Origin of the sequence: Rhodococcus tibetensis (assembly GCF_024438035.1) — a bacterium.
Taxonomy (GTDB): domain Bacteria; phylum Actinomycetota; class Actinomycetes; order Mycobacteriales; family Mycobacteriaceae; genus Rhodococcus_F; species Rhodococcus_F tibetensis.
This window is the reverse complement of sequence record NZ_JANFQF010000010.1, coordinates 99,851-113,847: the sequence shown is the minus strand read 5'-3', so window position 1 is coordinate 113,847 and position 13,997 is coordinate 99,851. Positions and strand designations below refer to the sequence as shown.

Annotated in this window: 13 protein-coding genes; 2 read left to right on the top strand and 11 right to left on the bottom strand. The window is 67.2% G+C overall.

Annotated elements, in window-relative coordinates; translation table 11 throughout:
* Positions 1 to 29 precede the first annotated feature (29 nt).
* The 3 genes from tsaE to NOF53_RS13825 are packed head-to-tail and all read right to left on the bottom strand — an operon-like array spanning position 30 to position 3,222.
* Positions 30 to 518 (bottom strand): tRNA (adenosine(37)-N6)-threonylcarbamoyltransferase complex ATPase subunit type 1 TsaE, encoded by a 489-nt coding sequence (gene tsaE, locus NOF53_RS13835; RefSeq protein WP_255969159.1) that lies wholly within the window; start codon positions 516 to 518, stop codon positions 30 to 32.
* Positions 519 to 523: 5 nt separating this feature from the next.
* Positions 524 to 1,723, bottom strand: a complete 1,200-nt coding sequence (alr, locus tag NOF53_RS13830) for an alanine racemase (RefSeq protein ID WP_255969156.1) — start codon at positions 1,721 to 1,723, stop codon at positions 524 to 526.
* Between the two features lie 17 nt (positions 1,724 to 1,740).
* The gene (locus tag NOF53_RS13825) at positions 1,741 to 3,222 is read right to left on the bottom strand and encodes an NAD(P)H-hydrate dehydratase (RefSeq protein WP_255969153.1); all 1,482 of its coding nucleotides are present in this window, start codon (positions 3,220 to 3,222) and stop codon (positions 1,741 to 1,743) included.
* Positions 3,223 to 3,275: 53 nt separating this feature from the next.
* On the opposite strand from NOF53_RS13825, the gene NOF53_RS13820 reads away from it, so the two are divergent.
* The gene (locus tag NOF53_RS13820) at positions 3,276 to 3,647 is read left to right on the top strand and encodes a cupredoxin domain-containing protein (protein WP_255969150.1); all 372 of its coding nucleotides are present in this window, start codon (positions 3,276 to 3,278) and stop codon (positions 3,645 to 3,647) included.
* A 32-nt stretch (positions 3,648 to 3,679) separates the two neighbouring features.
* On the opposite strand, the gene glmS is transcribed toward NOF53_RS13820, so the two are convergent.
* Complete coding sequence (gene glmS / locus NOF53_RS13815; RefSeq protein WP_255969147.1) at positions 3,680 to 5,542, bottom strand: glutamine--fructose-6-phosphate transaminase (isomerizing); 1,863 nt, start codon at positions 5,540 to 5,542, stop codon at positions 3,680 to 3,682.
* 107 nt (positions 5,543 to 5,649) lie between these two features.
* On the opposite strand from glmS, the gene NOF53_RS13810 reads away from it, so the two are divergent.
* Positions 5,650 to 6,486: a poly(ethylene terephthalate) hydrolase family protein gene (locus NOF53_RS13810; RefSeq protein ID WP_255969144.1), complete on the top strand. Its 837-nt coding sequence runs from the start codon at positions 5,650 to 5,652 to the stop codon at positions 6,484 to 6,486.
* Between the two features lie 282 nt (positions 6,487 to 6,768).
* Here the strand turns inward: NOF53_RS13810 and NOF53_RS13805 are convergent, their stop codons facing one another.
* From NOF53_RS13805 to ddaH, 7 genes are all read right to left on the bottom strand, one after another.
* The gene (locus NOF53_RS13805; protein WP_255969142.1) at positions 6,769 to 8,820 is read right to left on the bottom strand and encodes a hypothetical protein; all 2,052 of its coding nucleotides are present in this window, start codon (positions 8,818 to 8,820) and stop codon (positions 6,769 to 6,771) included.
* The gene (locus tag NOF53_RS13800; RefSeq protein ID WP_255969140.1) at positions 8,817 to 9,125 is read right to left on the bottom strand and encodes a type VII secretion target; all 309 of its coding nucleotides are present in this window, start codon (positions 9,123 to 9,125) and stop codon (positions 8,817 to 8,819) included. Before NOF53_RS13800 ends, NOF53_RS13805 begins: the two co-directional genes overlap by 4 nt.
* A gap of 85 nt (positions 9,126 to 9,210) precedes the next feature.
* Positions 9,211 to 10,545, bottom strand: a complete 1,335-nt coding sequence (gene glmM / locus NOF53_RS13795) for a phosphoglucosamine mutase (RefSeq protein WP_255969138.1) — start codon at positions 10,543 to 10,545, stop codon at positions 9,211 to 9,213.
* A gap of 136 nt (positions 10,546 to 10,681) precedes the next feature.
* Positions 10,682 to 11,218, bottom strand: a complete 537-nt coding sequence (gene rpsI / locus NOF53_RS13790) for a 30S ribosomal protein S9 (RefSeq protein ID WP_109331534.1) — start codon at positions 11,216 to 11,218, stop codon at positions 10,682 to 10,684.
* Positions 11,215 to 11,658, bottom strand: a complete 444-nt coding sequence (gene rplM, locus NOF53_RS13785) for a 50S ribosomal protein L13 (protein WP_109331545.1) — start codon at positions 11,656 to 11,658, stop codon at positions 11,215 to 11,217. Before rplM ends, rpsI begins: the two co-directional genes overlap by 4 nt.
* 161 nt (positions 11,659 to 11,819) lie before the next feature.
* Entirely contained in the window at positions 11,820 to 13,052 is a 1,233-nt protein-coding gene (rocD, locus tag NOF53_RS13780; protein WP_255969135.1) for an ornithine--oxo-acid transaminase, read from the bottom strand.
* A gap of 12 nt (positions 13,053 to 13,064) precedes the next feature.
* Positions 13,065 to 13,958 (bottom strand): dimethylargininase, encoded by an 894-nt coding sequence (ddaH, locus tag NOF53_RS13775; RefSeq protein ID WP_374212611.1) that lies wholly within the window; start codon positions 13,956 to 13,958, stop codon positions 13,065 to 13,067.
* Between the last annotated feature and the right edge of the window lie 39 nt (positions 13,959 to 13,997).

Here is a 13,997-nt window from a genome sequence, read left to right as displayed (position 1 = left end):
GTCAGAACGTCTCTCGCCCCCCGGACCTGTCAGGAAATCCACTCCCACTCGGCGGTGCGCACGTCCGACTCGGGCTCGCGGCTCAAGCGCACCCGAAGATGCCGGTCGGCCAACTGCTCGACGATGCCCTCACCCCACTCGACCACGACGACCGCTTCGGCCAGGTCGGTATCGAGGTCGAGGGCGTCGAGCTCGTCCAACGCGTGCGGCCCGCTGCCACCCAGACGGTAGGCGTCCACGTGGACCATGCCCACCGGTTGCCCGCCATCGGGACGAGCACCCGGGCGATGCTCCCGGGCGATCACGAATGTGGGTGAAGTCACTCGCCCCTGCACACCGAGGCCCGCCGCAATCCCCTTCGTCAGTGCGGTCTTTCCCGCGCCGAGAGGTCCGTCGAGAACGATCAGATCCCCGGCAACCAACCCCCGGGCCAGATCACGCCCGAATCTCTCGGTGTCGGCCGTTGTCGGTAACACCACCGTCCCGCCCCCGGCGAGCACTCTGTCGTCGGCTGACACGAGACCTACCGCCCACCGACGTAGCTGCGCACGGTGCGGCCCCGCACTCCGGTCACCACCTCGTAATGGATGGTGTCGAGCTTGTCGGCCCACTCCTGGGCGTGCGGCTCACCGTGATCTCCGTTGCCGAAGAAGACAGCGGTGTCGCCTTCGCGGACACCGCCGCCATCTGATCCGAGATCCACCACGACCTGGTCCATGCACACCCGCCCGATACCCGGCCGACGCTCCGAACCGAGTAGTACCTCGAACCGGCCACTGAGCGAACGCGGTAGCCCATCGGCATACCCGAACGGCAGCAGAGCCACCATCGTGTCCCGCGGCGCCACCCACTGGTGGCCGTAGGACACGCCCTCACCTGCGGCGACTTTCTTCACCAACGCGACCCGCGACCGCAGCGTCATCGCGGGCCGCAGCCCGAACTCGCCGAGTTCGGGGGCCGGCGACAACCCGTAGATCGCAATGCCGGGGCGCACCATGTCGAAACGGAGATCCGGGCGCGTGAGGGTGGCCGCGGAATTCGACAGATGCACCACCTCGGGAACCAGACCGTGCCGCTCGGCGTCTGCCACAGCGCTCGACAATCGGTCGCGCTGAGAGTCGATCACCGCGTGATGCGGCTCGTCCGCGTGCGCGAGATGCGAGAAGATTCCGCGGAGCCGTACCGCGCCCTCGGCCTCGGCACGCGCCAGCTCGATCAGAACCTGCTCCAATTCGCCGGGTGCGACACCGTTGCGGTTCAACCCGGTGTCGACCTTGATGGTCACGGTTGCCGGAGACCCGACCTCACGCGCCGCAGCTACGACGGAGGCGAGGTGTCGCGGGGAGGACACACCCAGCTCGACGTTCGCCCGAATCGCGGGGGCGAAGTCGGCGTCGACGGTGTGCAGCCAGGCGAGAATCGGCACGTCGATACCTGCCCGGCGCAGCGTGAGAGCCTCGGAGATCGTGGTCACACCGAGTTCGGCAGCACCGGCGGCCAACGCTGCGCGCGCCACGGGCACCGCACCGTGGTTGTAACCGTCCGCTTTGACGACGGCCATCACCGCCGCGTCCCTGGCCTTTTCACGCAGGATTGCGACGTTGTGCGCGATAGCGTCCAGATCGATCACTGCTTCGGCCTGGGGGGCCGGCGTCGCGTGGGCAGAGGCGGCGGGCTCGACCCGGCCGTGTTCGTCCGACGGTACTGCTTCGGCAAGCGTCATGCGTCCGATCCTGCCATTCACCGGTTGCCCGCCATTTCCTCGGGTGACACACCCGCACGAAGAATTCTGATCGACTCCCGCAGATGAGCGAGCAGAGTCCCCGCGGCGATCGGCGCTGTTCCGCGCCCCGCTGCCAGTTCCCCCCGGCCGCCGCGAGCAGCAACGTTCGCCGCCAGCGAGTGCGCCCGTGCGCCCATCGCCGCTGCCCGGTCCGGGACGATTCCCGCTGCCAGCAACGAGCCCAGGATCCCCGCGAGCACGTCCCCGGCACCCGCGGTGGCCGACCACGAACCAGCGGCCTCGTTGACGAGCACGCGACCGTCCGGCTCGGCGATCACCGTGGCGCGGCCCTTGAGGAGGACATACACCCCCCACTCCGCTGCCAGCGACCGTGCCGCGGCCACACGATCCGGTCCCGGATCGCGTCCTGTGATGCGGGTGAACTCGCCGGCATGCGGGGTAAGAAGGGTAGGCGCCGATCTGGAGCGCACCAGACCGACGTCTTCGGCCAGGAGGGTGAGACCGTCGGCATCCACGAGAACGGGAACGTCGGTGTCGAGCACGGTCCGCAGCGCCCGCCGTGCCGCATCGTCGGTGCCCATGCCGGGACCCACCACCCACGACTGCACCCGTCCCGCTTTCGCGACATCCGGGGTTGCGATCACCTCGGGCCAGTGGGCGAGCACCTCCGTTGCGCCCGGACCTGCGTAGCGGACCAGACCGGACGTGGCCGTGACGGCGGCGCCGGTGCACAACACGCCCGCACCCGGATATCCCTCACTCCCGGCGACCACGCCCACGACGCCCTGTGAGTATTTGTCGTCGTGCGGACCGGGCACCGGCCAGGACACTCCGACGTCGGCCGCATCGACCGACGCGATCCCCGCCTCACCGAGCGTCAGCCCGATTGATATCAATTCGACGCGACCGCACTGCGCCGCGGCGAGGACGTGCACTGGTTTGAGCGCACCGAACGCCACCGTGACGGCCGCCCGCACCGCAGGCCCCTCGACGGCACCGGTGACCGGGTCCACGCCGCTGGGCAGGTCCGCAGCGATGATCGGGGCTTCTATCGACTCGACCAGCGCCGCCGCGTCCGGCCGCAGCGGTCCCCTGCCGGAAATCCCGACAATTCCGTCGATCACCAGGTCGGGCGTACCGGCTTCCTCGATCGCGAGGGCTGTTCGCCCGCCCGCTCGCCGAAAAGCCGCCAGCCCCGCCCGATGCGCCTTCTCGGGCTTCAGAAGCACAGCAGTGGCAGCGACACCGCGCTTACGCAGGAACGTGCCGGCCCAGAGCGCGTCACCCCCGTTGTCCCCGGAACCGACCAACAGCAGCACGGCCCGCCCGGCGACTCCCCCGGTCCGCGCGCGCAACTCCGCAACGACCACACCTGCGAGTCCGTGCGCTGCGCGTCGCATCAGGACGCCGTCGGGTAGGGACTCCAGCAGCGGCGCTTCGGCCGCTCGGATCTCATCAGGGGTGTAGTAGCCCCGCATGGGCACTCCTCGTCCGGAACGGTCGGTACCGAGGCAAGACTACGCTCGACGGCATGCGTGGACATGCAAGGTCTTTGATCGCCGGAGTGGCTCTCGCCGCAAGCATTTCGGCCCCGGGTGCGCTCTCCGGCTGCAGTTCGGAATCCGCGGGAATAGACGAGCAACCCAGTGGTCCGGTCGTCGAGGTAGCCGACATGGCGTACTCGCCCGCCCAGCTCACGGTCCGGGTGGGCGAGACCGTCACCTGGAAGTTCGACGACCGCGGTGTCACGCACGACGTCGCGGGTGTCGGTGAGGCGAAGGGTGTGCTGCGCAGTCCGCTGATGCAGACGGGCAACTTCACCTACACCTTCACCGAGCCCGGAACCTACGAGTACACATGCTCCCTGCATCCCGACATGCACGGCACGATCGTCGTCACCTGAGCGGGACGCGCGCGCACGCCCCGCTCGAGGCCCTATTCGACCGTGACGGATTTGGCGAGGTTCCGGGGCTTGTCCACGTCGTACCCGCGGGTCTGCGCGACCTCCGCGGCGAAGACCTGCAACGGCACGGTCGACAGCAACGGCTGCAGCAACGTCGGCGCCGCCGGAATCTCGATGAGGTGGTCGGCGAAGGGCCGCACGGCCTCATCTCCTTCCTCCGCGATCACGACGGTCCGCGCCCCGCGCGCCTGAATCTCCCGGATGTTGCTGAGCAGCTTCGAGTGCAGCACTGCACGCCCCTTGGGGGACGGCATCACGATGATGACCGGCAACCCGTCCTCGATCAACGCGATCGGGCCGTGCTTGAGCTCGCCCGCAGCGAAGCCCTCGGCATGCATGTACGCCAGTTCCTTGAGCTTCAGCGCGCCCTCGAGCGCGACCGGATAGCCCACGTGCCGGCCGAGGAACAACACCGTCGACGACGATGCCAATTCCCGCGCCAACGCCCGCACCGGACCGACCGTATCGAGGACCCGGCTCACCAGCTCGGGCATCGCCTCGAGGTCGGCATACTCGCGCGCCACCTCGTCCGGGTACTTGGTGCCACGAGCCTGAGCCAGCGCCAACCCGACGAGGTAGTTCGCCGTCACCTGCGCGAGGAACGCCTTGGTCGACGCGACGCCGATCTCCGGACCGGCACGGGTATAGAGAACCGCATCGGCTTCCCGGGGAATCTGGGCACCGTTGGTATTGCAGACCGCGAGCACGCGTGCCTTCTGATCTTTGGCGTGCCGCACAGCCTCGAGGGTGTCCGCGGTCTCACCGGACTGGGAGATCGCCACGACGAGGGTCGATCGGTCCAGAACAGGGTCGCGGTACCGGAACTCGCTGGCGAGTTCCACCTCGACGGGCAGTCGTGTCCAGTGCTCGATTGCGTACTTGGCAAGCAGACCCGAGTGGTACGCGCTGCCACAAGCGACCACGAAGACCTTGTCGACGTCGCGCAGCTCCTGATCGGACAAGCGCTGTTCGTCGAGAACGATCTTGCCGTCCGCAAAATGGCCCAGGAGTGTGTCAGCGACGGCGGCCGGCTGCTCTTCGATCTCCTTGAGCATGAAGTAGTCGTGGCCACCCTTTTCGGCAGCAGCCAGATCCCAGTCGATGCGGAACGGGCGGCCCACCGCCACGGTTCCGTCGAAGTTGAGGATCGAGTAACCGTCCGCGGTAATGATCACTACCTGGTCCTGGCCCAGCTCGACAGCATCGCGGGTGTGCTCGATGAATGCCGCGACATCGGAACCGAGGAACGTTTCGCCTTCGCCGACACCGATGACCAGCGGAGTCGACCGACGTGCGGCCACGATGGTGCCGGGGTGGTCGGAATGGGTGAAGACCAGGGTGAACGCACCCTCGAGGCGGCGGAGCACACTCAGTGCGCTCTCCACGAAATTCCCGGCTGTCTCACCGGACGCGTAGGCCCGCGACACCAAGTGCACCGCGACCTCGGTATCGGTGTCACTGGAGAGGTCGACTCCCGCCTGCTCGAGTTCGGCGCGCAGCGAGGCGAAGTTCTCGATGATGCCGTTGTGCACGACAGCGACGGTTCCGGTGGTGTCCCGGTGTGGGTGGGCGTTCCGATCTGTCGGACGACCATGCGTGGCCCAACGGGTGTGCCCGATTCCGGTGGTGCCGGCGAAATTCTCGGCACCCACCTCGTCGAGTTCGGCCTCGAGGTTCGCCAGACGACCGGCCTTCCGCTCGACGGCCATGCCGCCCTTTCCGTCGAGCACAGCGATCCCGGCAGAGTCATATCCGCGGTATTCCATCCGCCGCAAAGCCTCCACCACAACAGACAGAGCCTGCCGGTGGCCGACGTATCCCACGATTCCACACATGGTTCATCAGGGTACTTGGAGCGGACGGTGCCGCGAAGTCGGACACCACGGCGACGCGGGGCGCGGGGACTCTGTTCCCGGCGGGCTCATCAGATAACGTTCTCCCCGTGGCGCCGAAACCGAAGAACCTGGCCCGTGAACTGTCGAAGCGGGGACCGCACCGCGTACTGCGGGGAGATCTCGCCCTGGCTGGGCAGCCGGGAGTCGTCTATACGCCCGAATCGGGCTTCAACCTGCCTGCGGTGGCGTTCGCGCACGGGTGGATGACCGGGGCGGACCATTATCGGAACACTCTGGAGCATCTTGCATCCTGGGGCATTGTCGTTGCCGCGCCCAACAGCGAACGGGGCCCGGTGCCTTCGCACTTGGGACTTGCCACCGATCTGCGGGCCACTCTCGACATCTGTGTCGGTGTCCGTTTGGGACCCGGTCAGATCAGTGTCCAGCCGGATCGTGTTGCGTTCGCCGGCCACGGCATGGGGGCGGGCGCGGCGGTGCTTGCGGCCGCACAGCGTGACGTGGCTGCGGTGGCCGCATTGTTCCCGGCGCCGACCGCCCCGAAGGCCGAGAAGTATGCGCCCAAGATCACCGTTCCGGGGCTGATCGTGGCGGGCGCCGATATCGACACCATGAACAGCAACGCCAAGGCCCTCGCCGAGGCGTGGGGCGGCGATTCCGTGCTGCGAGCCGTGGACGGCGCCTCGGATTCGGGGTTGACCGAGGGGCGCCGACTGCTGGGCGCACTCGGCATCGGTGGGTCGGAGCGCAAGACGCAACAGGTGACGCGGGCGTTGCTGACCGGGTTCCTGCTTCACCACCTGACGGATGACAAGAAGTACGACGCTTTCGCAGACGCCGATGCGGACATACCCCGCACCACGGTCGTCGATCCGCACGAAGTGCACACGGACGCCGGCTTCCAGGGACTGATTCCACACATCTGATCTGCCTACGGACGGCTCGTCTGATCCGCGTCGGACAAAGCCGGACTGTTTACACCAGCCAGCTGCGGGGCCGATAGAACTCCTCATCCTCCTCAGGAGTGCTGCGCCCAGGTGCTGGCGCCTCCGTAGAGGGGTTCGCCGGTGCGGGCTGACCTCTAAGGTGCCGACGCCGCGCGGCTTCCGCCTCGTCTCGGATCCGCTGCTCGTCCAGCCGCCGTCGAAACGACTCGAGTTCCGCCCTCATCTGCGCACGTCGAGCGCGTAACTGCGCGGCTCGCTCGTTCACAGCGGCCCGGCTTCGGCGAGTTCTGCACCGCTGTCGAGCGTCGCAGGCGGGCCGCTGACGGGCGCGGGTTCCGGTTCCGACGCAGGTTCCGGTTCCGGCGCAGGTGTGGGTTCGGACACTGTCTGCGATTCCGGAAGCGGTTCGTCCTGCACGGCCACAGGTTGGGGGCCGGATGTCGTAGTGGACTCGTCCGACGCCGGGGTAGGCGCCTCCGCCTCGTGGTGTTCAGCTGCGCCGGAGCGGGCGGACGGTGCCGCGTCAGCGCCGCCCGGCGGTATCTCGGTGACCGGCGCAGGCTCGCACTCAGAGGCAGCCTCGTGCCTCGGATTCTCGCCCGGACCGGTTTCTGCGAAGATCTGCGGCAGGCCGTTCGGACCGATCTCGACCCCGAAGCGAGAAGTACCGCCCTGGCCATCGATGATGGCGAGATGGACGCCGGAACCGTCTTCGTCAACGACGAGGGTCCACGACTTCCCGTCGAGTTTCAGCTCGAGACTCTTGTCGTGAGCGAGAGGGACCGAAGGCCCGCTCCCGCTGTCATCAGCGGCAGACTGCGCTTTCTCGGGGTCCGGTTCTTCGTCCATTTCGTTGTGTCCGTCATCGTCTCGACGGGTGAGCGCTGACACCGCGTCCTCGATCAACGGGCGGATGAGCGATCCGAGGTCGCCGAGGCCACCGGCCAACCCCTGCACCGTTCCGGAAAGATCGCCGAGTCCGGTGATGGCCCCGAGCCCGGGCACTTGCGCGAGGCCCGGTATGCCGCTGGGCCCGGGGAGCCCAGCGCCGCCCGGCGACACGGTGAACCCGGGAATCGCCGCGGCTCCCGGCGTCGCAGGCGCGGCCACGGGCAGGGACGCCGCGGGCTCGGTAGGCACCCCCCGTATTCCCACATCCCGGACTCCACTACCGGAACCGATCGGCGCAGTGTCCGCAAGCGCGGGTGGCGGAACAGGCGGCACCGGTGTTTCGACGACTACGGGTTCGGCGACAACGGGAGGGGTTCGTGCTTCGGCGATCACCGCTGTATACGACGCTTCCACGGCATTCGCGCAGTCCTCGCACGCGGCGGCGAATTCGTGCTGTTTCTCTTCGTAGACGGGCCGGAAGTTCGCATCGAGCCACGCGCGAGCAATACCTGCCGCGCGCTTCACGACGTCGTCTCGGTCGAGCCACCGCAGAGCGCCGCCTCCGCCGTCCTTGTACAAGCCGTTGATGTGCCGGTAGTCGTCGTCGGCGAGGTCGGGGTACCAATACGACGCGTCTTCCATGCAGTCCTTGGCGACGGAATTGTCTCCGTCCCTGCCGTGCACGGCAATGTCGGCCAGCACTGAGATCTGGGCTGCGCTGTATCCGGCGACGGTCGACTGATGCAGTGACACCACCCTGTACGCCTTGTTCGTCACGGCTGCACTGAGAGTGAGGTTCGCTTCGAACAGCACCTCGACCAGTCCGCGTAGTCGGTCGACGTCGGCATCGGCCCGGGCATTCTGACGGCCCGCGGCATCGATCGCGGTGGTGGCCGCAACCCCACTCCACGCGGCGCTGACTGCGGCTACACACGCCTCGTGCTCTTCGAGTTCCCTGCGTGCCGAAGTGAGGGCGCGATGCAGCGTTTCGACGTCCCGGCCGAGCACGTGAAGGTCCATCCCCCGCTCGGCGTCGAACCTGGCGTAGTAGTCGGTGATGTCTCGACTGTCGTACCCCAGCTTGCGTGCGGCGGGGAGGAACAACTCGAAGAATCCGAGTCCGCGCGCTCCGAGGTCCAACATCACGCCCGGAGCGTTGAGCGAGTCCGACCCCAGCAGGTCCTCCAACTGGAGGCGTCCGGCGGCAGCCGACCGCGCATCGATCCCGTCCGCGAGGAGTGCGGTGTATCGCTCGTCGGCGGACGGTGTGCGTTCGCGCTTGTCGATGCCGTACGCGTCGAAGTACGGCCCCCACAACGCCTCGTCCTCCCCCCGGGACGAGGCCCAGGCATGAAGGAGCTGCTCCTTGTAATCGCGGCTCAGAGTCGGATCGTCCATCAGCGCCGTGGGTTCCGTCGTCACGGACGCACCTCATCGAGGGCGTCGGCGAAGGTACCGTCGGTGCCTGCATAACGTGTGGCGGCGGATCGGAGAGTGTTGCCGAAGGCCTCCGTGTCGGTGGCCCAACCGTCGAGTGCCACCGACACGACCCCGAGCGCGTCCCGCAACTCGTCGCCGAGCGCGCGGTACTCGCGTCCGGCCTGTGCACCCCCGAACTCGAGCCATTCGGCGTCGACCGCCCGCTGTCTCAGTACCTCCGCAGATCGCACCATTCGCGCGCCTGCACTCGCCACCACCGTGACGTCGACCTCGAGTCCATCGCTCATGCCCCCACCCTCTCTTCGCGACCTACTGCATTAGACGCGACAGCGCACCGATCGGTTCCCCGGACCGTCCGATACGCCGCACCACTCAAACCGAGGCGACAGTACCTGCCAGCTTGTCGGCAAGTCGTCGAGCCAGGTCGAGGTCCGAAGCCTCCACCATCACGCGCACGAGTTGTTCGGTGCCGGAGGGTCGGAGCAGGACACGCCCCTGATCACCCAGACTCCGTTCCGCCGCCGCCACGGCGTCCAGAACGACGGGGGACGCGGCCACCGCACGCTTGTCGGCGACCTTCACATTGACCAGCACCTGCGGAAGTGTCGTCATCGCCGCCGCCAGGTCTGCGATCGGCCGGCCCGTCTGTGCCATTCGGCCCATCAACCGCAGGCCGGTCAGAACGCCGTCACCGGTGGTACCGAACGCCGGCAACACGACGTGCCCCGACTGCTCACCGCCGAGAGTGAAGCCGCCCGCCCGGAGTCCCTCGAGAACGTAGCGGTCGCCGACCGCGGTGGTGATCAGCGAGATACCCGCCTCGCGCATCGCGATGTGCAACCCCAGATTGCTCATCACCGTGGCGACCAGGGTGTTGTCGACCAACTCGCCGGAGTCGCGCATGCCGAGGGCCAGCACGGTCATGATGGCGTCACCGTCCACGAGGGAGCCACCGGCGTCGACCGCGAGGCAGCGGTCCGCGTCCCCGTCATGTGCGAGGCCGAGGTCGGCGCCGTGCTCAACGACTGCCTTCTGCAGGCTCTCGAGGTGCGTGGAACCGCAGTTGTCGTTGATGTTGAGCCCGTCGGGCCGGGCGTTGATCGCGATGACGTTCGCACCGGCAGCGCGGTAGGCAGTCGGCGCGACTGCCGAGGCGGCGCCATGCGCGCAGTCGACCACGACCGTGAGGCCGTCGAGTCGATGGGAGAGGGCAGTCGACAGATGCTGCAGATACCGCTCGGCGGCGTCGGGCACCACTCGTACGCGCCCGATGCCGGCTCCGGTGGGCGCCCGCTTCGTCGTCGTGCCGACGGCGACCGCTTCGATCCGGTCCTCGACCTCGTCGTCGAGCTTGTGGCCACCCGCCGCGAAGATCTTGATGCCGTTGTCGGGCATCGGATTGTGCGAGGCGGAGATCATGACACCGAGTGCAGCGTCGAAGTCTGCAGTGAGGTATGCCACCGCCGGCGTCGGGAGAACGCCGACGTTCAGGACGTCGACGCCAGCCGACGTGAGACCCGCGACAACGGCTGCTTCGAGCATCTCGCCGCTGGCCCGCGGGTCACGACCGACCACAGCGGTGGGACGTCCCGAATCCGGTGATGCCAGTACCGTCGCGGCTGCGGAAGCGACCTGCAACGCCAATTCGGCGGTCAGTTCCGTATTCGCCAGCCCGCGAACCCCATCCGTCCCGAACAACCGCCCCATAGACCAGACCCCTCGTACCTAGGAAACCACTACATCTCGGATAAAGCGCGAGAGCAGGCGTCCGGTAACGATGGACGCCTGCTCTCGGGAAGAACAGGTGCCGAAGCCGACCCCGAGGGGCGGCTTCGGCGACACATCAGCGCTTGGAGTACTGAGATGCCTTACGGGCCTTCTTCAGGCCGTACTTCTTGCGCTCGACGGCGCGGGCGTCACGGGTGAGGAAGCCGGCACTCTTGAGCGCCGGACGGTCCTCGGGGGTGACCTCGATGAGCGCACGGGCGATGGCGAGACGCAGTGCGCCGGCCTGTCCGGACGGTCCGCCACCGTGCAGCAGAGCAACGATGTCGAACGACTCCGCACGCTCGACGGTGACAAGTGGAGCCTTGATCAACTGCTGGTGCACCTTGTTCGGGAAGTAGTCCTCGATGGTGCGGCCGTTGAGCTTGAACTGGCCGGAACCCGGGGTCAGACGGACGCGGACAACCGCTTCCTTACGACGACCGACGGTCTGGATGGGCCGATCGATCACGATCGGGGCCTGCGGCGCTGCAGCGGCCTCGATGTCCTCGGCAACCTCGGGCTCTTCGACGGACACGTACTCGTCCGCCGCGACCTCGACAGCCTCGGTGATCTCTTCGGGATTGGACACGTTCTGCTCCTCCGGCGCCGTCACTGGGCCACCTGCTTGATCTCGAATGGCACCGGCTGCTGCGCGGCGTGGGGGTGGTTGGGGCCTGCATAGACCTTCAGCTTGCTGCTGATGGCGCGACCCAGCTTGTTCTTGGGGAGCATGCCGACGATGGCCTTCTCCACGAGGCGGTCGGGGTTCTTGTCGAGAACCTCACCGACGGAGCGGGACTTGAGACCACCGGGATGTCCGGAGTGGTGGTACAGGAACTTGCCGTCGCGCTTGTTGCCGCTGATGGCAACCTTCTCAGCGTTGATGATGACGACGAAGTCGCCGCCGTCAACGTGCGGTGCAAAGGTGGGCTTGTGCTTGCCGCGCAGCAAGTTGGCTGCCTGGACGGCAAGGCGGCCGAGCACCACGTCAGTGGCGTCGATGACGTGCCACGTGCGGGTCACATCTCCGGCCTTGGGGGTGTACGTAGACACAGAACTTCCTCGTCTTGTTCAATCCGCTGCTGGCCATTGCGTATCGTCGAGCGATTCCCGGCGGCCAGTTGAGACCCGAGAACCGCCAGCCCCTGTGACATGAAGACACAGCGACGCACGGCACGCCAACGGAGAACGATACCGTTCGCGGAGCCTCCGGGTCAAAATTCCTCGGCGAGGGCGTCGGCAAGCTGCTCGACCGCCCAGGTCAGTTCGTCCCGTTCGACGACCAGCGGCGGGGCGATACGGATCGTTCCCTCGTGCGCATCTTTCGCGAGCACCCGGCGCGCGAGAAGGCGTTCACAGATTTCCCTGGCGGAGGGCATCCCCTCGGCCAGTTGCACACCGGCCCACAGCCCGCGACCCCGCACCTCGGCGACGTACCGGGCAGGCAACTCGCGCAGCATGCCGTGCAGATACGCGCCCAATCGGCGGCTGCGCTCTTGATACTCGCCCGTCTCGAGCAAGGCCACCACCGCGCTGCCCACGGCGCACGCGAGAGGATTGCCTCCGAAGGTGCTTCCGTGCTGGCCGGGCCCGATCACGTGCATCGCTTCCCAATCGGCCACCACAGCGGAGACAGGGACGAGACCGCCACCCAGCGCCTTCCCCAGAACGTAGATGTCGGGTGTCACCTCCTCGTGATCACAGGCAAAGGTATCCCCGGTCCGGCCGAGACCGCTCTGGATCTCGTCCGCGATCATGAGGACACCGCGTCGTGTGCACATCTCACGAACAGCCGCCAGGTATCCGGCCGGGGGCACGAGAACGCCCGCCTCCCCCTGGATCGGTTCGAGCAGCACTGCCACCGTGTGGTCCGTGATTGCCGATTCGAACGCCTTCACGTTTCCGTATTCGACGGTGACGAATCCCGCCGGGTACGGCCCGAACCCCGTGTACGCATCCGGGTCGGACGAGAATCCCACGATCGAAATGGTGCGGCCGTGGAAGTTGCCGGAGCAGGTGATCACCTCAGCACGCCCCGGCGGGACCCCCTTCACGTCGTACCCCCATTTGCGGGCAAGCTTGAGCGCTGTCTCGACCGCTTCTGCGCCGGTATTCATCGGCAGCACGGCTTCCTTGCGGCACAGCCGGCTCAGGTCTTCGCAGAACTGGGCGAAGCGGTCGTGTTGGAACGCACGACTGGTCAGGGTGAGTCGGCCGAGTTGTTCACGAGCCACCTGCACGAGAGCAGGGTGTGCGTGGCCGAAGTTCAGGGCCGAGTACCCGGCGAGCACATCGAGATAGTCGACGCCGTCGACGTCCTTGACCCAGCAACCCGAGCCCGACTCGATCACGACGGGCAAGGGCGAATAGTTGTGCGCGCTGTGGTTCTCCGCCCGGTTCAGCTGCTCACGCGTGGCACCGGATACCGACACGACACCGTCCGACATCTGTTCTCACCCTCAGCTTCCCATCTCGGAGAACCGGCGAAACCCGCGCAGTTCCATTGTGCTGCACTTGATCCCGCCACCGGCTTTCAAGTACTCCGAGTAGTCCACCGGCACCGGGTGGTACCCGCGGGCTGCCAGCTGCCCCGCCAACCGCGTCGCCTGCGCGGGCAAGACGACGTGGAGTCCGTCGCTGACCAGGTTGAGACCGAGCCACTGCGTATCGCTGTGCTCGGCGATCACTGCGTCCGGGAACATACGGCGCAGAACGAGGCGGCTCTCGGGCGCGAATGCGGCGGGGAGGTACGCGATGGTCGAATCGTCGAGTACTCCGAGGGCAGTGTTGAGGTGGTAGTAGTGCGGATTCACCAGAGTCAGCGTGACCACTGGACGTCCGAGATGCGCGGCGGCCTCCGCATGGGACCGAGGATCGGACCGGAACCCGGTACCCGCGAGGATCACGTCCCCGACCACGAGGAAATCGCCCTCACCCTCGTTCACGTAGCGCGGCGACCTGGGCCTGAGCAATCCGTTCTCGCGGAACCACTGCAGCACGTAACCGGCTTCGGCTCGCCTCTGAACACACCGGTAGCGCGCACCGAGAGCGACACCATCCACCACCACACCGCTGTCGGTCACGAAGACCATGTCGGGGAGTCCCTCGACGGCATCGATGACCAGGACCTGATGACCCAGGGCTCGGTACGTATCCACAAGAGTCGCCCACTGCGACAGGGCCCGGGGCCGATCGACCCGGTCTCCGGGACTCATCCAGTCGTTGATCGTGTACACGACGTCGAAGTACGTGGGTGGACACATCAGATAGGTGCGGGGGTGGGCGCGCCGGTCCGCCCGCGGGACGGTTCCGACCGCGTCTTCGAGGGCACTCTCCGGGCCGATACTGACAATCGGTAGCACTGTCCCCCCTCTCTCGCCGATGCCGCTGAA

What these genes read in the sequence shown, in the direction of transcription:
- NOF53_RS13800 (WP_255969140.1), bottom strand. Translation starts at nt 9,125, where the DNA reads ATGAGCGATGGACTCGAGGTCGACGTCACGGTGGTGGCGAGTGCAGGC.
- alr (WP_255969156.1), bottom strand. Translation starts at nt 1,723, where the DNA reads ATGACGCTTGCCGAAGCAGTACCGTCGGACGAACACGGCCGGGTCGAG.
- rocD (WP_255969135.1), bottom strand. Translation starts at nt 13,052, where the DNA reads ATGTCGGACGGTGTCGTGTCGGTATCCGGTGCCACGCGTGAGCAGCTG.
- glmM (WP_255969138.1), bottom strand. Translation starts at nt 10,545, where the DNA reads ATGGGGCGGTTGTTCGGGACGGATGGGGTTCGCGGGCTGGCGAATACG.
- NOF53_RS13825 (WP_255969153.1), bottom strand. Translation starts at nt 3,222, where the DNA reads ATGCGGGGCTACTACACCCCTGATGAGATCCGAGCGGCCGAAGCGCCG.
- NOF53_RS13820 (WP_255969150.1), top strand. Translation starts at nt 3,276, where the DNA reads ATGCGTGGACATGCAAGGTCTTTGATCGCCGGAGTGGCTCTCGCCGCA.
- glmS (WP_255969147.1), bottom strand. Translation starts at nt 5,542, where the DNA reads ATGTGTGGAATCGTGGGATACGTCGGCCACCGGCAGGCTCTGTCTGTT.